Below are 20,145 nucleotides of genomic sequence, written 5' to 3' on the forward strand. Positions count from 1 at the left end.
TGGTCGTGCCTTGGTCGGTAGGTTCTTTTTCAGTATGCCATACAACTCCGCACAGTGGCTAGTCCACCTTGCGATTTTGGCCCGACCAAATTAGAATGGCCTGACCAAAACCTAGTCAAAACGCAGCTGTATACCTAGTAAGACGAACGAAGCGGACAAATCCGCACACCGGAGACATATGAAGACGACCCTGCTGGCAGCTTCGCTTGCCACTGTATTAGGATGCGCCCTCGCCTGCGGCCCCGCCCTGGCCCAGGGCGGCCACTACCGCAACACCGACAACAAGAACCTGCAGGACGCGGCAGAGGGCACCTACCCGGTGCCCTACAAGAAGCCGGTGGTGGCGGAAGTCACGGCCCAGCTCAAGTCGATCCGCGCCTACATGGACAGCGCCACGCCGACGCGCATCATCAGCAAGAAGACCGGCGACCAGATCACCGACCTGAAGACGCCGAACGCCGATGCCATCTTCGAGCCCAGCAAAGGCGACTACGGCATCCAGGTGTATGAAATGGGCGTGGTCCACTCCGGCCTCCTGAAGGCGGCCGAAGCCACCGGCGACCAGAGCTTCACGGCGATGACCCAGCGCCACTTCCAGTTCTTCTCCCAGACCCTTCCCTATTTCCGCGCCCAGGAACAGAAGTTCCGCCTCGAACGGGCCAACAGCTTCTCGCGCTTCCTCGACCCGCGCTCCCTGGACGATTCCGGCTCGATGTGCGCCGCCCTGATCCGCGCACGCCTGGCCAAGGTCGGACCTGACCTCAAGCCCATGATCGATGCCTGCAGCGACTGGGTGATCAACAAGCAGTTCCGCCTGGAAGACGGCACCATGGCGCGCAAGCGTCCGCAGGAAGTGTCGCTGTGGGCCGACGACATGTACATGAGCATCCCGGCGCTGGCCGAGATGGGCCGCCTGACCGGCGACCGCAAGCATTTCGACGACGCCGTCAACAACGTGATGGGCATGACCAAGCGCATGTTCAACCCGCAGCTCGGCCTGTATACCCACGGCTGGCACGCCAACCACCAGGATGCGCCGCGCTTCTACTGGGCGCGCGCCAACGGCTGGGCGGTGCTGGCCATGTCCGACCTGCTCGACGTGCTGCCGAAGGACCACCCGGGGTATCCGCAGGTGCTGAACCAGCTGCGCGCCTCGATCAAGGGCATCGCCGAACTGCAGTCGGGCACCGGCCTGTGGCACCAGATGCTGGACCGGAACGACTCCTACCTGGAGACCTCGGCCAGCGCCATCTTCACCTACGTGATCGCGCATGCGGTCAACCAGGGCTGGGTCAGCCCCACCACCTACGGCTCGATCGCGCAGGCCGGCTGGTTGGGCCTGTCGACCCGCATCAACGCCAGGGGCGAAGTGGAAGGCACCTGCGTCGGCACCACGCTCGCCGGCGACATGGTCTACTACTACAACCGTCCCACCAGCGTGCACGCGCTGCACGGCTACGGTCCGACCCTGCTGGCCGGCGCCGAAATCATCAAGCTGATGAACAATCCGGCTTTCGAGATCCAGCACAAGGTCCGCACCTATCATTACCTGCCCAAGGGCGGCAAGACCGACTACCGCGAACATCACTGAGGCGACACATGAAACGACTGATCCTTGCAGCGGCCGCATTTACCACGAGCGCCGCATCGCTGAACGCCTACGCGGCCGAGAAGCTGGCCGTCACCGTCCAGCACGACCTGTCCATCGCCCGTCCGTCCGAGACGATCTCGATTCCCTGGAGCGATGTCAACGCCGCGCTGCCGGGCGCGCTGATCCAGAAGATCGCGGTGAAGGATGCCAAGGGCCGCCTGCTGCCCTACCAGGTGACCAATGTGGCGCCGCTGTCCAAGGATCCCGAGGGTAACGGCATCGCCTACGGCGAACTGCTGTTCCAGCACAGCTTCGCCCCGGGCGAGAAGAGGGCCAGCTTCACCGTCGAGAAGATCGACACGGTGGCGCCGGTGTTCGCGCAGAAGGCCTATGCCCGCTACGTGCAGGAACGCCTCGACGACTTCGCCTGGGAGAACGACAAGGTGGCGCACCGCACCTACGGCCCGGCCCTGGCCGCACCCTCGCCAGCAGGCATGAGCAAGGAAGTGCTGGTCACGAGCGGCCTGGACCTGTGGTTCAAGCGTGTTCCCTATCCGATCGTCGACCGCTGGTACAACAAGGGCCATGACCACTACCACAAGGACGAGGGTGAAGGCATGGACATGTACCAGGTCGGCAAGTCGCGCGGCGCGGGCGGCACCGGCGTGTGGGACGGCAAGCAGCTCTACACCAGCGTGAACTACGCTTCGTGGAAGGTGCTGGCCAACGGTCCGGTGCGTGCGGTCTTCGAACTGCACTACGCAAACTGGGATGCCGCAGGCAAGCCGGTGAGTGAGGTCAAGCGCTTCACGGTCGACGCCGGCCGTCAGCTCGACCGCATCGAGAGCAGCTTCCAGTACGAGGGCAGCGAGCCGATCACGGTTGCGGTGGGCCTGAACAAGAACCCGAGCGACAAAGGGCAGGACCCGGTCATCACGGTCAAGCGCGAAGGCCCGGTGCTGCTGCAGTGGATCGAGCAGAAGAGCAATGGCGCCTTCGGCACCGCGGTGGTACTGCCCGGCGCGGAAGGCTTCACCCAGGACAATCTGAACGAGCTGATCCTGGCCAAGGCCAGTTCCGGCAAGCCGCTGCGCTACTACGCCGGCGGCGCCTGGAGCCGCGCCGGCGATATCACCACGCTCGCCCAGTGGCAGCGCCTGGCGCAGGATACCGCTGCACGCGACGGCAATCCGGTGCGCGTGACGCTCACTTCCGGGAAGTGAGATGATGATGCGATTCCAGCCACGCCGCCGCGCCCTGCTGCGCACCATCCCTGCCGCCGGCCTGCTGTTGGGCGGAGCCGGCTGCGCCATCCCGGGTGCCAATATGACTGCCGCCGATCCCTGGCAGCGCGCCAATGACATCATCGCGCGCTTCGCCACCCCGCTGCGCTTCCGCGACGAAGACTTCCCCATCACGGCCTACGGCGCGAAGCCCTGCACCATGGTCGAGGCCAAGGGACAGGTCGCCTCGCTGGTTAACGGCACCGTGCGCACGCCCGCTCCCGGTTCGCCCGACGCCTACCCGGCGATCGCGGCCGCCATCGCGGCCTGCCACGCCAAGGGCGGAGGCCGGGTCCTGATCCCCGCCGGCGACTGGTACTGCGCCGGTCCGATCGTGCTGCGCTCGAACGTGCACGTGCACCTGGCCGCGGGCGCCCGCGTGCATTTTTCAAGCAATCCCGAACACTATGCACGCCACGGCGAATTCGATTGCGGCCCGAACGGCAAGCTGACCCTGTCGCGCTGGCAGGGCAACGACTGCCTGAACTATTCGCCGATGGTCTACGCCCACAAGCAGACCAATATCGCCCTGACCGGCGCCGACTGGACCAGCATCCTGAACGGCCAGGGCGGCGTGCCTTTCGAGCACAAGCCGGACGAGTGCTGGTGGGACTGGAAAGGCCGCGGCACGCCCGTGCGCACCCGCACCGAGATCGCAGCGAATCCGGCCAACCTGCCGCTGGAGAAGGTGGCGCCGAAGCTGCCGGCGGCGCAGCGCGACCTGATCCAGGGCGAAGGCTGGCAAACCGATTCGCGCTACCTGCCGGCCCTGTCGGAAGCCGGCGTGCCGTTGGCGCGCCGCGTGTTCGGCCGCGGCCACTTCCTGCGTCCCTGCATGATCGAGTTCATCGGCTGCGACAAGGTGCTGCTGCAGGGCTACCAGGTGAACGCCGCGCCCTTCTGGCTGCACCACCCGGTGAACTGCCGCGACCTGGCGATGCGCGGCGTGAACATGGAAAGCCTGGGCCCGAACAGCGACGGCTTCGATCCGGAAGCCTGCGACGGCGTGCTGGTGGAGGACTGCACCTTTAACAACGGCGACGACTGCATCGCGATCAAGGCCGGCAAGAACCTCGATACCCAGCATGGGCCGACGCGCAACATCGTGATCCAGCGCTGCATCATGAACAGTGGGCACGGCGGCGTGACCCTCGGCAGCGAGATGGCCGGCGGCATCGAGCACGTCTATGCGCAGCAGCTCGAGTTCCGCAACACGCATTGGGCCAAGAAACCGTTGAACACCGCGATCCGCCTCAAGACCAACATGAACCGGGGCGGCTTCCTGCGCCACCTGTACGTGCGCGACGTCAGCATCCCGAACGGCGTCAAGATCGAACCGATGCTGTACAAGCCGCTCGACGGTGCGAAGGAAATCACCCAGCCGGTGGCCTCGACCGCCGGCGCGATCATCACGATCGACTGCGACTACGTGCCGGGCGACGATGCGGTGCGCATCCGTCCGCCGCAGGTCTCGGACATCGACATCCGCGGCATCCGCACCGGCAATGTCGACACGGGCAAGGGCAAGTTCTCGTGCTACCAGGCTTTCGTGCTGCTGGGGCCGGTAGCCTCCAGCTTCAACGGCCCGGCCAGCACCCCGATCCTGCCGATCACCCGCGTGCGCATCAGCGATTCGGACTTCGGCACCCCGAAGAACGGCGCCCAGCCGTGGTTCCTGCACAACGCCACCGGGATCACTCTCGACAAGGTCACCATCGGTGGCAAGCTCTATAACACGACCTTGTCTTCCAACAATCCCTAATCCGGGATAGGTCAGGCCAATTCATGTATTTATTTGAATTGGCCTGACCACATCTGTCAATATTGCCGTAAAATCTGGAAACTGGCCTGACCAGATCTAGCTAAAAACGCATGGAGACAGCATGAAACAAAACCCGCAACGTGCCGCCTTACGCCACCTTACTCTGTGCCTGCTCGGCACTGCCTCGGTGTCCACCCTGTCGATCGGCGCGGCCTTCGCCCAGGATACCCCCGCTGCGCCGGCGCAGATCCAGACGGTCCAGGTGACCGGCCTGCGCGCCTCGCTCGAGAGCGCGCTCAACGCCAAGCGCCAGGACAACGGCATCGTCGACGTCATCAAGTCTGAAGACATGGGCAAGTTCCCGGATACGAACCTGGCCGAGTCGCTGCAGCGCGTGCCGGGCGTCGTGATCGACCGCGACGCCGGCGAAGGCCGCAACATCACGGTGCGCGGCCTGGGCCAGGACTTCACCCGCGTGCGCATCAACGGCATCGAGGGCCTGGCTACCACCGGCGGTACCGACAGCTCGGGCGGCACCAACCGCGGCCGCGGCTTCGACTTCAATGTGTTCGCTTCTGAACTGTTCAGCTCCCTCACCGTGCGCAAGAGCTCCTCGGCCGACGTCGACGAAGGCTCGCTCGGCGCCACCGTCGACCTGCAGACCCTGCGCCCCTTCGACCTGAAAGGCTTCAACGCCACCATCGCAGCCAAGGGCAAGTACAACGACGGCTCGGAAAAGACCGATCCGCGCGTCGCCTTCATGCTGTCGAATACCTTCATGGACCGTACGCTCGGCGTGCTGGTCTCCGGCGCCTTCTCCAAGCGCCGCGTGCTGGAAGAAGGCTTCAGCACGGTGCGCTGGGACAACGGCGCCTCGTCGGGCGGCTGGTGCGCTCCGATGGGCGTCGCCAACAACCCGGCCAACTCGACCGCCACCACCTGCGGTCCGGCGGCCCAGGGCGTGCCGCGCCTGCCGGCCTCGCAAGCCGCCACGGACGCCTACAACGCGGCCAGCAACGTCAACAACTTCCACCCGCGCCTGCCCCGTTATGGCCGCCTCACCCACGACCAGGACCGCCTCGGCCTGACCGCCTCGGTGCAATGGCGTCCGCAGCGCGGCACCCTGCTCACGTTCGACATGCTGTACTCGAAGCTGGATGCGACGCGCCAGGAAGACTTCCTGCAGGCGATCTCGTTCAGCCGCAGCGCCACCCAGGGCGGCAAGCCGCAGATGAGCGTGGTCGAGGCACAGTACGCGCCGAACGGCGCCCTCCTGTACGGCCGGTACAACGGCGTGGACATCCGCTCGGAATCGCGCTTCGATGAACTGAACACCACCTTCACCCAGCCGACCCTGACGCTGGAGCACAAGTTCAATGACAGCTGGAGCATGAGCGCCAAGGTCGGCCGCGCGAACTCGAAGTTCCGCAACCCGGTACAGACCACCGTCACGCTGGACGCGCTGAACGTGAACGGCTATACGATCGACTTCCGCGGCAATGACCGCCTGCCGGCGATCAGCTATCCGTTCGACCCGATGGCGGCCAACGGCGCGCTCGGCATCATCGGCGTGCCGGCAGTCAGCAGCGGCACCCAGCCGAACACCATCGCGAACACCACCAGCAGCGAGATCCGTATCCGTCCGCAGGGCGCGACCAACGTCAATGACGTCGGCCAGTTCGACCTGGCCTGGGAAGCCAGCGATCACCTGACGTTCAAGGGTGGCCTCAACCGCAAGAAGTACGAGTCGGACACCTACGAATTCCGCCGCGTGAACCAGAACGACACGATCTTCGCCCCCGCGGCAGGATCGGCGGGCCTGACCACGACCGTCACAGGCTTCGGCAAGGGCCTCGATATGCCGGGCGGGAACGCGAGCGGCTGGGTGATTCCGAACCTGTCCGCCATCGCCGCCGCCTACGACATCTACTGCAACTGCATCAAGGCCGGCCCTGCAGGCGGTCCGGGCGACTTCACCCTGTCCTCGATCACCAACGGCAACGCACGCGGCAACAACCGCACCGTCACCGAGCGCGACGACGGCTTCTACCTGATGGGCGAATTCCGCTACGACCTGTGGAATATCCCGGTGCGCGGCAACCTCGGCGTGCGCCACGTGAAGACCGAACTGGAAGCGATCGGCTACCAGGCGGCGGGCGGCGGCACCGCGGTGAAGGTGAACCACGAGTACAAGGACACCCTGCCCTCGTTTAACCTCGCGGCCAACCTGACCCAGGACTTCATCGTCCGCTTCGGCGCGGCCAAGGTGATGACCCGTCCGCAGCTGGGCTTCCTGTCGCCGGGCGGCACCATCTCGACCACCGGCACGCTGACGATCAACACCGGCAACCCGCTGCTCAAGCCCTTCCGCGCCAAGACCTTCGATTCCAGCTTCGAGTACTACTTCGGCAAGAACGCCTTCGTCGGCCTGGGCCTGTTCCAGAAGAACATCGACACCTACATCCAGTCGCTGCGCACCAACGTGCCCTTCCGCGAAACCGGCCTGCCGCTGTCGCTGCTGCCGGCCAACTTCAACGGCGAAGAAGTGTTCCAGGTGACCGCGCCGATCAACACCGACGGCGGCAAGCTGAAGGGCTTCGAGCTGAACTACCAGCAGCCGTTCACCTTCCTGCCGGGCTGGGGCCGCAACTTCGGCACGCTGCTGAACTACACCAAGGTGAGCTCGAAGATCGAGTACGCGGTCTCGCCGACCAGCAACGAGCGCATCGTCGACGACCTGCTGAACCTGTCGCCGAAGTCCTGGAACGCCACGCTCTACTACGATGACGGCAAGTTCAGCGCGCGCGTCTCGGGCGCCAAGCGTTCCTCGTTCATCACCCGCGTGCCGGGCCAGAACAACAACGACGTCGAAGGCAAGAACGAAACCTTCAACGTGGACGTGTCGCTCTCGTACAAGTGGAACGAGCGCCTCGAGTTCACGCTGGAAGGCGTCAACCTGACCAACGAAGCCAACGACCAGTTCATCAGCCGCGCACGTAACAGCGTGGTGGTGAACAACGTCACCGGGCGCGAGTTCCTGGCGGGGCTGCGTTACAAGTTCTGATGGTACCTCCTGCAGTGCTTTTCCGGCCCGCGCTTGCGCGGGCCTTTTTTCATGGCGGAGGGCTTTCATCGTTCTTGTCATCGTGCCCCGCATATGGAAAGATGCGCTGGACCCCATCCACAGGAATGCCATGGACCGCTTCGCCGAACTCACTACCTTCTGCGCCGTCGCCGCCTGCGGCGGTTTCTCGGCGGCGGCGCGCCAGCTGGGCGTGGTGACCTCCTCCGTCACCCGCGTGGTCGACGCGCTCGAAGGACGGCTCGGCGCGGTGCTGCTGAACCGCTCGACCCGCAGCGTCACGCTGACCGAAGCGGGCCGTGCCTATTACGATGACGCGCAGCGCATCCTCGCCCAGCTCGATGCCGCCGACGATGCGGCCAGCGCCGGCGCACTCGGCGCCGCCGGCGTGCTGCGCGTGGCGGCCCCGGTCACCTTCGCGGCGCTGCACATCGCCCCGATCCTGCCGGCGCTGCGCGCGCGTCACCCGCGCCTTGCTCTCGACCTGCGCCTGAGCGACAGCGCGGTCAGCCTGGTCGACGAGTCGATCGACGTGGCGGTCCGCATCGGCAGCCTCGATCCGGAGGCGACGCTGGTGGCGCGCCGCCTGGCCGGACACGGCCGCGTGCTGTGCGCCAGTCCCGTTTACCTTCAGCGCCACGGCGTGCCGCAACAGCCGTCGGAACTGGCCCGCCACGACTGCCTGGAGTTCAGCTATAGCGAGCATCGCCGCGGCTGGCGCCTGGGCCGCAAGGACGGCAGCGAAGCCGGCATGCAGGTGCAAGAAGTGGCGGTCAAGGGCGTCATCCAGGCCGACAACGCCGAGATACTGCGCCAGGCCGCCGTCGCCGGCCTCGGTATCGCGATGCTGGCGCGCTGGCTGGTGCACGAGGACCTGCGGGCGGGACGGCTGCTGCAGGTGCTGGAAGACTACGAGGTCAACCCGGGACCGATGGACGTGGCCCTGTATGCGCTGTACCAGGCCAACCGCCGCGGTTCGGAGACGATCCGCAGCTTCGTCGACCTGCTGGCCGAGCACCTGGCGCGATCGGGCGTGCCGCTGGCGTGATGCGTTCCCGTCAGCCTGCCTTGCGCAGCGCCGCGGCGCGTCCTGGCAGTTCACCCAGCCAGTAGACCAGGGCCGCGGCCGGGAAAGCCATGCCGGCCAGCAGCGCGGCGTGCCAGCCGTGGTGCGCATACACCCAGGCCCCGGCCGCCGAACCGAGCGCGCCGCCGCCGAAGAACAGGGCGAAGTAGATGCCGTTCAGGCGGCTGCGCACCTCGGCGCCGAGCCCGAAGATGGCGCGCTGCCCCAGCACCAGGTTGGCGGCCACCGCCATGTCGAGCACGATCGAGGCGACGGCCAGCACGCCGATGGCGAGTCCGCGCGAGGCCGGCTGGAACAGCGGCAGCGCGAAGCCGGCGATGCCCAGCACCAGGGCCGCTGCCGTGGCAGGCAAGGTATGGCCACGGTCGGCCAGGCGTCCCGCCACCGGCGAGGCGATGGCGCCCGCCATCCCGACCAGGGCGAAGATGGCGATACCGGTCTGCGACAGGCCGAACTGCGGGCCTTCCAGCACCATCGGGGTAACGGTCCAGAACAGGCTGAAGGCCCCGAACAGCCCCGCGTGGTAGGCGGCGCGGCGGCGCAGCAGCGGGGTGCCGGCCAGCAGGGTCCACAGCGAAGCGATCAGCTGGCCGTAGCCCAGCCGCTGTGCAGGCCGGCGTTGCGGCAGCTTGCGGCGCAGCACGAAGGCCAGCACCAGCATGGCGGCAGCGGCGATGCCGAACACGGCATGCCAGCCGCCGTGGTCGGCCATCAGGCTGGCGGCCGGACGCGCCAGCATGATCCCCAGCAGCAGACCGCTGACCACCTTGCCGACGGCCTGGCCGCGGGTTTCCTCGCGCGACAGGTGGGCGGCGAAGGGCACCAGCACCTGCGCCGCCACCGAACCGAGTCCGATGCCGAGCGAGGCCGCCAGGAAGCTCCAGGCACTGGTGCTGCCGGCCGCGACACCCAGGGCCGCCGCCGTCGCAAGCAGGGCGCCGACCACCAGGCTGCGGTTTTCCAGCAAGTCGCCGAGCGGGACGATGAAGAGCAGGCCGAGCGCGTAGCCGACCTGGGTCAAGGTGACGATCAGGCCCGCGGCCTCGGCGGACAGGCCGGTGGCGCTGCTGATCGGCCCGACGAGGGTCTGGGCGTAATACAGGTTGGCGACGATGAGGCCGGCGGAAACGGCCAGCAGGCGCACCATGCCCGGCGCGATGTCGGGGGTGGTGGATTGGTTCATGTTGTTCTCCTTGCGCAGTGGATGTGTTGGAAGGATTGTAGGTGCCCCCCGCCCATCGATTGTTGGCGTGCCGCGCAAGACTGTTTTCGACAGCGGAAATGAAAAAAGCCCACACACGGCGGGCCTTCGAAGGAACAAAGCGCTGCTTAGAACTTGTAGCCGACAGCCAGCATCACCGCCACCGGATCCAGTTTCATGTGCTGCTTCTGGCCGGTCGAGAAGTTGACGTCGGTGCGCAGGCGGCTCTTGTTGATGGTGACGTCGGCGAACCAGCGCTCGTTCATGTTCATCGCCACGCCGATCTGGCCGGTGTAGGTGAACTTGTTGTCGATGCTGAAGGTCGTCGGCACGCCGCTGCCCGGATTGGTGATCGCGGTCATCTTGGCCGAACCGCGTTCCTTCATGAAGTAGGCATAGGTGGCGCCGATACCGACGAAGGGACGGAAGGTCGCGGTCGGTGCGCCGAAGCGGTACTGCGCGAACAGGGTCGGCGGCAGCGCTTCGACCGTCCCCAGCTCGCCGGTGCCGGCGATGGCGCCCGCACCGTAGATGGCGTGCTTGTAGGGCGTGCCCAGGCAGGTCTCGAGCGAGATGTTATCGGTCAGGCCGTAGGTAAAGCTCAGCACCGGCTTGAGGTCCCTGCCGACGTCCGCCTTGGTGCCCGGAAGGGCCGGCGCGCTGATGTCGCCGCTCTCGACCTTCGGGGTCAGCTGGTTGAGGCCGAACTTCACGGTGAGCTGGCCGGCCGACTGGGCCGATGCCGTCGAGGCGCAGGCCAGCGCGGCTGCCACGCCCAGCACTTTGACGAGGCTGTTGAAACGTACTTTCATCTTTTCTCCTGAAATCTGTTGTAAAGGCTCGTCCTTCCGGGACGGGCCTGCCTCGTCTTACAGCCAGCCCTTGACGGCCATGTCCTTCAGCACGTAACGCGCCACCAGGTTGTTCTCGAACGGCGTCGGGTGGATATCGTCGGCGAACATGTAGTGGCTGACGTCGCCGGCCACCGTGTTGGAGTTGGTGCAGATCAGGGAAGTGGTGCCCAGTGCGTTCGGACCGCAGGCCGGGGTCGAGGTGTTGGTCAGGCCGTACGGCGCCGGGTTCTTCACCTGGTCATTGCTGACGGTGTAGAGGTCGACGTACAGGATGCGCGGGTCTTCCGCGCCCAGACCCGCCTTCAGCTGGGCGTTGAAGGCGTTGACCATGGCGGCGGTCAGCTGCTGGACCTCGGCGGACTTCGACTTGGCGGCCGGGGTGCTGGCCACGTCCGGCAGGTTGGCGACCACGACATACTTGGCGCCCTTGCCGACGACTTCATTCTTCACCAGGGCAGCCATCTGCGCGCCGGCGGTGCCCAGGTCCTGGACCAGCTTCGGACCGTTGGCAGTCAGGTAGTCGGCGCCGGCCTTGTTGCCGGCAGCGGTCGCGTCGGCGGTTGCCTTGGTGACCATCGGGCCATACACCGAAGCCTGGGCCACGGCGGCGTTGCCCGGCTGGCGCGCGGCGGCGCCGACGGCGGCGGCGACGATGGTCTGGGTGCTGCTGCCCGCGCGTGCGCTCTCGGCCGCGATGGCCGCGCCGATGGCCTGGGCGGCGGTCTGCGGATTGGTGGCGCCGGCTGCCAGCTGCATGGTCAGCGAGGTGCCGAAGGCTTGCGCGCCGGCGGCGCTGCCGGCGGCGGTCGCGGATGCCTGCAGGGTGCTCAGCGACATCAGCACGTCGTTACCGCCCGACAGGAGGGTGACCAGCTCGGTGCCGCTGAACTTGTTGCCGTTGCGGGACAGGTGGTTGGCGACCTGGGTCACCAGCGGCACCGTCATTTCGCCGATCGGCGAGCCGGTGGCCTTGTTGCCCGGGCCAATCGGGTTGGTCACGCGCGAACCGCCCTGGGCGTAGTTGAAGCAATTCAGGTTGTTGCTGATCGGGACGGAGAAGCCGCGGGTGGCGTCGCCTTCCAGGCCGGTCTGGGCGGCGCAGGGCGCCGGCAGGCGCAGCTCGGCTGCCAGGAAGTCGACCCAGATCTTGCCGTTCAGCTCGGGGTTCTTGGCGGTGCCGTCACCGTTGATGGTGAACTTGCCGCCGCCTGCGGTCTTGACCGCGCCGACGGCATAGGTGCCCACGTCCGAGAGGCTGTCGCCGAAGGAGACCTGCTGGGTGAACTTGAGCTTTTGCGTTTGGTCGCCGCCGCCCGGGCTGGTACCGCCGCAGGCTGCCAGCACCGCTGCCGTCAGCAGGGCAAGCGCGAGTTTGGTTTGACGCATTGTGTCTCCTAATGAGGTTATTTTGAAACGAACGGGCGTGCTATTCGTAGCATAATAATATGCCAGTGTTCAACTTTCTTGTATAGAGAATGCTTGCCTGTACGTCAGTTTTTCGTGACAACAGACAACATCCGGGACGCGATTGTATCCCTGCCATGCGGCAAGAATAAAATGCTTGGGAAGACAGTTTGATATGGAAGAACGCCCGTGCGTACGGGCGTTCTGCTCCGTGAGCCTGCTCAGGCCTTCGGTGTGAACTGGTTCAGCAGGCCATGCACGATGCCGGTCGAGCCGTGGGCAGCCCGACGCAGGCGGTCATTGACGCCCAGCCATGCACCACCCTGCGGCGGCGCCTCGACCAGGATCAGGTCGGCGCCATGGCCGTCCATCGCGCGCAGCGCGGCGTACAAGGCGTGGGCGAAGCCATCCGGCGTGGCCGGCAGGCGCAGCGCGGCATGCGTCGGAGGCATGTCGGAGTAATGGATCAGCGCGACCTTGCGTCCCGCCGCAGCGAGCTCGGCCAGGGTCTGGCGCAGCTGGGCGTCCTCCTGCATCGCCACCGGCGTATGCGGCGCGTAATGCGATTCCAGCGTGCCCGAGGCGCGCGGCGCCGCGGCGTCGGGTGCGCCCGGCACCTGGTCGATCACGGCCGCGATGGCGTCGGCACTGATGTGGCCGGGACGCAGCAGCACCGGACCGTGGGTGGCCAGGCGCGACAGGTCGACGATGGTCGATTCGATCCCGACCTGCGAGGCGCCGCCGTCCAGCACCATGGCCACCGATCCGTCCTGGCCGAATTCGTCGCGCACGTGCTGGGCCAGGGTAGGGCTGACCGCACCGAACTTGTTGGCCGAGGGCGCCGCGATGCCGCCCTTCCCGCCCTTGAAGGCGCGCAGCAGCGCGATCGCCACCGGGTGCGAGGGGCAGCGCAGGCCGACCGTGTCCTGGCCGCCGCTGACGGCGTCCGGGATGTTCGCCGCGCGCTTGAGGATCATGGTCAGCGGTCCGGGCCAGAAGGCTTCGGCCAGCGCATGGGCTTCGCGCGGGATGTCGGCCGCCCAGTAGTCGAGCGGGGCATCGGGGGCCAGGTGCACGATCACCGGGTGGTCTTGCGGGCGGCCCTTGGCGGCGTAGATGGCCGCGACCGCAGCCGGGTTCTCGGCGTCCGCGCCGAGGCCGTACACGGTCTCGGTCGGGAAGGCGACCAGCGCGCCGGCTTCCAGCGCGCGTGCGGCCGCCGCGATGGCGGCCTGGTCGCGCTTCTCTTCCCAGTTCTGGTTCTGCATCGTTACTCCGGGATGCCGAGGATGGCGCAGGCCTGGCGCAGGCTGGCCTGTGCCTCGCACAGCGTCGGCGCAACGAAGGTGATGTGGCCCATCTTGCGTGCGCGGCGCGGGTCGTCCTTGCCGTACAGGTGCAGGTTCGCCCCCGGCAGCGCCAGCACGCGGTCCCAGGCCGGTTCGCGTGCTTCCTTGCTGTCGCCCTCGAACCAGACGTCGCCCAGGATGTTGAGCATGACGGCCGGCGAATGCTGGCGCACGTCGCCCAGCGGCAGGCGCGCCATCGCCCGCACCTGCTGCGCGAACTGGCTGGTGACGCAGGCGTCGATGGTGTAGTGGCCGCTGTTGTGCGGACGCGGCGCCATCTCGTTGACCACCAGCGTCCCGTCCTGCAGCACGAAGAACTCGATGCACAGCACGCCCACATAGCCCAGCTGGGCCACGATGGCGCGCGCCGCATCCTGGGCCTGCTTCGCGCAGGCCTCGGACACGTTCGGTCCAGGCACCGTGGTCGTGAACAGGATGCCGTCACGGTGCACGTTCTCGGCGATCGGATAGACTACCGAGGCGCCGTCATGGCCGCGCGCGGTCAGCACCGAGACCTCGTAGGCCAGCGGCAGCATCTTCTCCAGCAGGCAGGTCACGCCCTGCATGGCGTCGAAAGCGGCCCGCACGTCATCGCGGGTGCGCACCCGCACCTGGCCCTTGCCGTCATAGCCCATGCGCACGGTCTTCAGGATCCCGGGCAGCAGGTCGTCGCCGATGGCGTCGATGTCGGCGTGCGAGGCGATGGTCTTGTGTGGGGCCGGCATCACGCCGGATGTCGGTGCGCATTCGACGAAGAAGCGCTTTTCCGCGATGCGGTCCTGGGCGATCGACACGCAGGAGGCGGCGGGCGCCACGAAGCTGCGCTCGCCCAGCCAGGCCATGCTGTCGGCCGGGACGTTCTCGAATTCGGTGGTGACCGCCACGCATTGCTGCGCGAGTTCGGCCAGGCCGGCGGCATCGCTGTAGCCGGCCGTGATCAGGCGCTCGGCGACCTGTCCTGCCGGGCAATCCTTGCTTGGCTCGAGCACGGCGACCTTGTAGCCCATCGCCTGGGCGGCGTGGGCGAACATGCGGCCGAGCTGGCCGCCACCCATCACGCCGAGCCAGGCCGAAGGATTGGCGGTAGGGAGAAACGAGTTACTCATGCTTCAGACAGGAAGGGTCATGGCCTGTGCGGCCGCAGTTTGCTCGGCGCGGAAGGCCAGCAGCTTCTCGGCCAGCGCGTCATCCGTCGCGGCCAGGATTGCCACGGCGGTGAGGGCCGCGTTGGCGGCGCCGGCTTCGCCGATGGCGAAGGTCGACACCGGCACGCCTTTCGGCATCTGCACGATCGACAGCAGCGAATCCTCGCCGCGCAGGTACTTCGACGGCACCGGCACGCCCAGCACCGGCACGATGGTCTTGGCGGCCACCATGCCCGGCAGGTGGGCGGCGCCCCCTGCCCCGGCGATGATCGCGCGCAGTCCGCGCGCGCGCGCGGTCTCGGCATAGGTGAACATCTCGTCCGGCATGCGGTGCGCCGAGATCACCTGCGCCTCGAAGGGCACGCCGAACTGCTTGAGGACGTCCACCGCGTTCTTCATCACGTCCCAGTCGGACGAGGAACCCATGATCACGCCGACGACAGGTTTTGCTTGGTCAGTCATCTGCTTACACCTTCAGCTTTTCGCCGGTGAGGCGTTCGATGGCTTCGAAATACTTGGCCTGGGTCTTGGCGATCACGTCCGGCGGCAGGGCCGGAGCCGGAGCGGTCTTGCCCCAGTCGGTCAGGGTTTCGAGGTAGTCGCGCACGAACTGCTTGTCGAAGGACGGCGGCGACATGCCCGGCGCGTAGGAGTCGGCCGGCCAGAAACGCGAGGAGTCGGCGGTCAGCACTTCGTCCATCAGGTGCAGGGTGCCGTTGTCGTCCAGGCCGAACTCGAATTTGGTGTCGGCGATGATGATGCCGCGGGTCGCGGCGTATTCGGCGGCGGCGGTATACAGCTGGATGCTGATGTCGCGCATCTTGGCGGCGAGCTCCTTGCCGATGCGCTGCTCCATCTCGTCGAAGGAGATGTTCTCGTCGTGTTCACCGATGTCGGCCTTGGCCGCCGGCGTGAACAGCGGCTGCGGCAGCCTGTCGGCCTGGCGCAGGCCGGCGGGCAGCTGGATGCCGCAGATGGCGCCGTTTTCCTGATAGTCCTTCCAGCCCGAACCGATGATGTAGCCGCGCACGACGGCTTCGACCAGGATCGGCTTGAGGCGCTTGGCCACGACGGCGCGGCCGCGGACCTGCTCCACTTCTTCCGGTGCCACGACGGATTCCGGCGCGACGCCGGTCAGGTGGTTCGGCACGATGTGGCCGAGCTTCTCGAACCAGAAGTCGCTCATCTGGTTCAGCACCATGCCCTTGCCGGGAATCGGCTCGTTCATGACAACGTCGAAAGCCGACAGGCGGTCGGTCGTGACGATCAGGATCTTGTCGTCGCCGACAGCGTAGTTGTCGCGTACCTTGCCGCGGCCGAGCAGTGGCAGGGACTGGATGGTGGATTCGTAGAGGCTGTTCATAGATGGGATATCAGGGAAACGGGACCGGAGAAGGCCTCCGGTCGAGTGGGTCAGGCCGGGGATGGCCTGTGCCAATGCATGATTTTACGTCAATTCGCATCCCGCCGCCGGCGATGGGCACCGGCGGCGGCATGCGTGAGGCAATGCTTACTGGACGATCTGGGCCAGCTCGCCCGCCTTGTAGCGCTCGGCCATCTTGTCCAGCGGCACTGGCTTGATCTTCGCCGCCATGCCTTCGCAGCCGAAGGACAGGTAGCGCGCCTTGCAGACTTCCATCGCGGCTTCGCGGGCCGGCTTCAGGTAGTCGCGTGGGTCGAACTTCGACGGGTTCTGGAACATGTACTTGCGGATCGCAGCGGTCATGGCCAGGCGGATGTCGGTGTCGATGTTGATCTTGCGGACGCCGTGCTTGATGCCTTCCTGGATCTCTTCGACCGGCACGCCGTAGGTCTCTTTCATGTCGCCGCCAAATTCGCGGATGATCGCCAGCAGTTCCTGCGGCACCGACGAGGAGCCGTGCATCACCAGGTGGGTGTTCGGGATGCGCGCGTGGATTTCCTTGATGCGGTCGATCGCCAGGATGTCGCCGGTCGGCTTGCGGGTGAACTTGTAGGCGCCGTGCGAGGTGCCGATGGCGATGGCCAGGGCGTCGCATTGCGTCTTGGCGACGAAGTCGGCGGCCTGCGCCACGTCGGTCAGCAGTTGCTCGCGGGTCATGGTGCCGTCGGCGCCGTGGCCGTCTTCCTTGTCGCCCTTCATGGTCTCGAGCGAACCGAGCACGCCCAGTTCGGCTTCGACCGTCACGCCGATCGAGTGCGCGAATTTCACGACTTCTTTCGACACTTCGACGTTGTACTCATAGGAAGCGACCGACTTGCCGTCGGCTTCGAGCGAACCGTCCATCATCACCGAGGTGAAGCCGGAACGGATCGCGGCCATGCAGACCGCCGGCGACTGGCCGTGGTCCTGGTGCATGACGACCGGGATGTGCGGGTAGGCTTCGACGGCGGCGTCGATCAGGTGGCGCAGGAAGGCTTCGCCTGCGTATTTGCGGGCGCCGGCCGAGGCCTGCATGATCACCGGCGCGTTGACCGCGTCGGCGGCGGCCATGATGGCCTGCACCTGCTCCAGGTTGTTGACGTTAAACGCCGGCAGGCCGTAGCCGTGTTCGGCGGCATGGTCCAGCAGTTGACGCATCGATACGAGTGCCATGGTTGATTACTCCAAACAATTAAGAAACTATTTCGTCCAGCTCGCCCACGCGCACGATCTTGAGCGCGTTGGTGCCGCCGGCCTGGCCCATCGGCGAGCCCCAGGTCACGACGATCAGGTCGCCCTTGCGCACCATGCCTTCGTTGATCAGGACCTCTTCTGCGCGGCGCAGCACAGCGTGGCTGCCGCCTTCTTGCAGGAGGTGGAATGCTCGCACGTTCCGGTACAGCGACGCCTTGCGCTGCGTCGTCTGCAGCGGGGTCAGGGCGAAGATCGGGGTGTCGATCGAGTGGCGGCTCATCCACAGCGCGGTCGAGCCCGATTCGGTCAGGGCCACGATCGCCTTCACCTTCAGGTGATGGGCCGTAAACAGGGTGCCGTAGGCGATCGACTGGTCGATGCGGGTGAACTGGACATTCAGGAAATCTGCATCCTGCTTGTTGTATTCGGATTGTTCTGCCTCGAGGCAGATGGCGGCCATCATCTCGACGGTCTCCACCGGGTACTTGCCCGATGCGGTCTCGGCCGAGGTCATGACGGCGTCGGTGCCGTCCAGCACGGCGTTGGCCACGTCGGAGACTTCGGCGCGGGTCGGCACCGCGTTGACGATCATCGACTCCATCATCTGGGTCGCGGTGATCGCCAGCTTGTTCGAGGCGCGCGCCATCTTGATCATGCGCTTCTGCAGCGCCGGCACGGCCGCGTTACCCACTTCCACCGCCAGGTCGCCACGCGCGACCATGATGCCGTCCGAGGCGTCGAGGATTTCCTGCAGCACGGGAATGGCTTCCGCGCGTTCGATCTTCGCGATCATCATCGGCTTGTGGGCGTAGGGTTCGCCGGCGATATTGGCCAGCTGGCGCGCCATTTCCATGTCGGTGGCGTTCTTCGGGAAGGAAATCGCCAGGTAGTCGGCCTGGAAGCTCATCGCCGTCTTGATGTCTTCCATGTCCTTCGAGGTCAGGGCCGGCGCGGTCAGGCCGCCGCCCTGGCGGTTGATGCCCTTGTTGTTGGACAGTTCGCCGCCCACCTTGACGGTGGTGCAGATCTCATGACCCATGACCTTGTCGACGACCAGCACGATCAGGCCGTCGTTGAGCAGCAGCTTGTCGCCCGCGCGCACGTCGCGCGGCAGCGCCTTGTAGTCGAGGCCGACGCGTTCCTGGTTGCCCAGCTCGCCGTTGTCGCCCCACCGCGCATCAAGTATGAACCTGTCGCCGTTGTTCAGGAAGATCTTGCCTTCTTCAAACTTGCCAACGCGGATCTTCGGGCCCTGCATGTCGGCCATGATCGCCACCTCGACGCCGCATTCGGCGGCGGCACGGCGCACCAGCGTGGCGCGGTCGATATGGTCTTGCGCCTTGCCATGCGAGAAGTTCAGGCGCACGACGTCGACGCCGGCACGGATCATTTTGACGAGGATGTCGAAATCGGTCGACGCCGGGCCGATGGTGGCAACGATCTTGGTGGCGTTGTACAGAGGGCGCGCAGCTTGCATGGGTTGGCTTTCCTTGATTCTGAAAGAGAAGCGCAGCCTCGGGGCTGCGCTGGTGTCACTTATTTGGCGTTACGCTGGAGCAGGATCTCGACTGCCGGCAGGGTCTTCCCTTCCAGGAACTCGAGGAAGGCGCCGCCGCCGGTCGAAATGTAGCCGATCTGGTCGCCGATGTCGTACTTGGCGATCGCGGCCAGGGTGTCGCCGCCGCCGGCGATCGAGAAGCCCGTAGAGGCGGCGATGGCCATGGCCAGGGTCCTGGTGCCTTCGGCGAACTGGTCGAACTCGAACACGCCGACCGGGCCGTTCCAGACGATGGTGCCGGCCTTGGCCACCTGCTCGGCCAGCATGGCGGCGGTCTTCGGGCCGATGTCGAGGATCATGTCGTCATCCGACACGTCGGCCACGTCCTTCACCGTCGCGGCGGCGCCCGGGCTGAATTCCTTGGCGCAGACCACGTCGACCGGGATCGGCACCTGGGCGCCGCGGGCGGCCATCATGTCGATGATCTGTTTTGCTTCGCCGACCAGGTCGTTCTCGACCAGCGACTTGCCGATGTTCAGGCCGACGGCCTTCATGAAGGTGTTGGCGATGCCGCCGCCGACGATCAGGTTGTCCACCTTACCGGCCAGGCTCTGCAGGATGGTCAGCTTGCTCGACACTTTCGAACCGGCGACGATGGCCAGCAGCGGACGGTTCGGCTGGCCCAGGGCCTTGCCCAGCGCATCCAGTTCGGCGGCCAGCAGCGGTCCTGCCGCGACGATTGGGGCAAACTTTGCGATGCCGTGGGTGGTGGCTTCGGCGCGGTGCGCGGTGCCGAAGGCGTCGTTGACGTAGACGTCGCAGAGCTTGGCCATTTTCTCGGCCAGTTCGTCGTTGTTCTTCTTTTCGCCCTTGTTGACGCGGCAGTTTTCCAGTAGCACGACCTGGCCGGGCGCGACATCCACGCCGCCAACCCAGTCCTGCTTCAGTTCCACCGGCTGGCCGAGCAGCTCGGACAGGCGCGCGGCGACCGGCGCCAGGCTGTCTTCCGGCTTGAACTCGCCCTCGGTCGGGCGGCCCAGGTGCGAGGTGACCATCACGGCGGCGCCGGCCTTCAGGGCGGCCTGGATCGCCGGCACGGAGGCGCGGATACGGGTGTCTTCGGTGATATTGCCAGCGTCATCCTGCGGTACGTTCAGGTCGGCGCGGATAAATACGCGCTTGTTTTTCAGCGCGTCGCGGTCGATCAGGTCTTGCAAACGGGTGAAACTGAGAACGTCGTCCATTGGCTAGTCAACAGTGAAATAGTGAAACCGTCATTGTACATGAGGGCAG

At 66.2% G+C, this 20,145-nt stretch carries 15 protein-coding genes; 5 read left to right on the forward strand and 10 right to left on the reverse strand.

Translation table 11 applies throughout. The features are described from left to right. The first annotated feature begins 178 nt into the window (after positions 1-178). The 5 genes from AC56LK_RS09075 to AC56LK_RS09095 all read left to right on the forward strand — a co-directional run bounded on the left by AC56LK_RS09075 (position 179) and on the right by AC56LK_RS09095 (position 8,766). Positions 179-1,591: a glycoside hydrolase family 88/105 protein gene (locus AC56LK_RS09075; RefSeq protein WP_497184223.1), complete on the forward strand. Its 1,413-nt coding sequence runs from the start codon at positions 179-181 to the stop codon at positions 1,589-1,591. An 8-nt stretch (positions 1,592-1,599) separates the two neighbouring features. After that, complete coding sequence (locus AC56LK_RS09080; protein ID WP_497184224.1) at positions 1,600-2,814, forward strand: BT3233 family polysaccharide utilization protein; 1,215 nt, start codon at positions 1,600-1,602, stop codon at positions 2,812-2,814. Between the two features lies 1 nt (position 2,815). After that, positions 2,816-4,636 (forward strand): glycoside hydrolase family 28 protein, encoded by a 1,821-nt coding sequence (locus tag AC56LK_RS09085; protein WP_497184225.1) that lies wholly within the window; start codon positions 2,816-2,818, stop codon positions 4,634-4,636. A gap of 121 nt (positions 4,637-4,757) precedes the next feature. Beyond that, positions 4,758-7,700 carry a TonB-dependent receptor gene (locus AC56LK_RS09090; protein ID WP_497184226.1) on the forward strand — a complete coding sequence of 981 codons (2,943 nt, stop codon included), beginning with the start codon at positions 4,758-4,760 and terminating at the stop codon, positions 7,698-7,700. A 130-nt stretch (positions 7,701-7,830) separates the two neighbouring features. Further along, the gene (locus tag AC56LK_RS09095; protein WP_497184227.1) at positions 7,831-8,766 is read left to right on the forward strand and encodes a LysR family transcriptional regulator; all 936 of its coding nucleotides are present in this window, start codon (positions 7,831-7,833) and stop codon (positions 8,764-8,766) included. 10 nt (positions 8,767-8,776) lie between these two features. On the opposite strand, the gene AC56LK_RS09100 is transcribed toward AC56LK_RS09095, so the two are convergent. The 10 genes from AC56LK_RS09100 to AC56LK_RS09145 form a co-directional block, all read right to left on the reverse strand. Further along, entirely contained in the window at positions 8,777-9,988 is a 1,212-nt protein-coding gene (locus AC56LK_RS09100; RefSeq protein ID WP_497184228.1) for an MFS transporter, read from the reverse strand. A gap of 146 nt (positions 9,989-10,134) precedes the next feature. Next, positions 10,135-10,818, reverse strand: a complete 684-nt coding sequence (locus tag AC56LK_RS09105) for an OmpW/AlkL family protein (RefSeq protein ID WP_497184229.1) — start codon at positions 10,816-10,818, stop codon at positions 10,135-10,137. Between the two features lie 57 nt (positions 10,819-10,875). Then, positions 10,876-12,246, reverse strand: coding sequence for an SGNH/GDSL hydrolase family protein (locus AC56LK_RS09110; protein ID WP_497184230.1), 1,371 nt, complete (start codon positions 12,244-12,246; stop codon positions 10,876-10,878). Between the two features lie 239 nt (positions 12,247-12,485). Beyond that, a complete protein-coding gene (locus tag AC56LK_RS09115) occupies positions 12,486-13,532 on the reverse strand; it encodes an L-threonylcarbamoyladenylate synthase (RefSeq protein WP_497184231.1) in 1,047 nt (348 codons plus the stop codon). 2 nt (positions 13,533-13,534) lie between these two features. Then, positions 13,535-14,719: a 5-(carboxyamino)imidazole ribonucleotide synthase gene (locus AC56LK_RS09120; RefSeq protein WP_497184232.1), complete on the reverse strand. Its 1,185-nt coding sequence runs from the start codon at positions 14,717-14,719 to the stop codon at positions 13,535-13,537. Positions 14,720-14,722: 3 nt separating this feature from the next. After that, positions 14,723-15,220 (reverse strand): 5-(carboxyamino)imidazole ribonucleotide mutase, encoded by a 498-nt coding sequence (gene purE, locus AC56LK_RS09125; protein ID WP_497184233.1) that lies wholly within the window; start codon positions 15,218-15,220, stop codon positions 14,723-14,725. Between the two features lie 4 nt (positions 15,221-15,224). Further along, complete coding sequence (locus AC56LK_RS09130) at positions 15,225-16,121, reverse strand: phosphoribosylaminoimidazolesuccinocarboxamide synthase (protein ID WP_497184234.1); 897 nt, start codon at positions 16,119-16,121, stop codon at positions 15,225-15,227. A 147-nt stretch (positions 16,122-16,268) separates the two neighbouring features. After that, positions 16,269-17,333: a class II fructose-bisphosphate aldolase gene (fba, locus tag AC56LK_RS09135; protein ID WP_497184235.1), complete on the reverse strand. Its 1,065-nt coding sequence runs from the start codon at positions 17,331-17,333 to the stop codon at positions 16,269-16,271. A 19-nt stretch (positions 17,334-17,352) separates the two neighbouring features. Further along, positions 17,353-18,813 (reverse strand): pyruvate kinase, encoded by a 1,461-nt coding sequence (pyk, locus tag AC56LK_RS09140; RefSeq protein ID WP_497184277.1) that lies wholly within the window; start codon positions 18,811-18,813, stop codon positions 17,353-17,355. 77 nt (positions 18,814-18,890) lie between these two features. After that, positions 18,891-20,096, reverse strand: coding sequence for a phosphoglycerate kinase (locus AC56LK_RS09145; protein ID WP_497184236.1), 1,206 nt, complete (start codon positions 20,094-20,096; stop codon positions 18,891-18,893). Positions 20,097-20,145: the final 49 nt, after the last annotated feature.

The sequence above is a fragment of the Telluria sp. ZB4P36 genome, assembly GCF_059685865.1.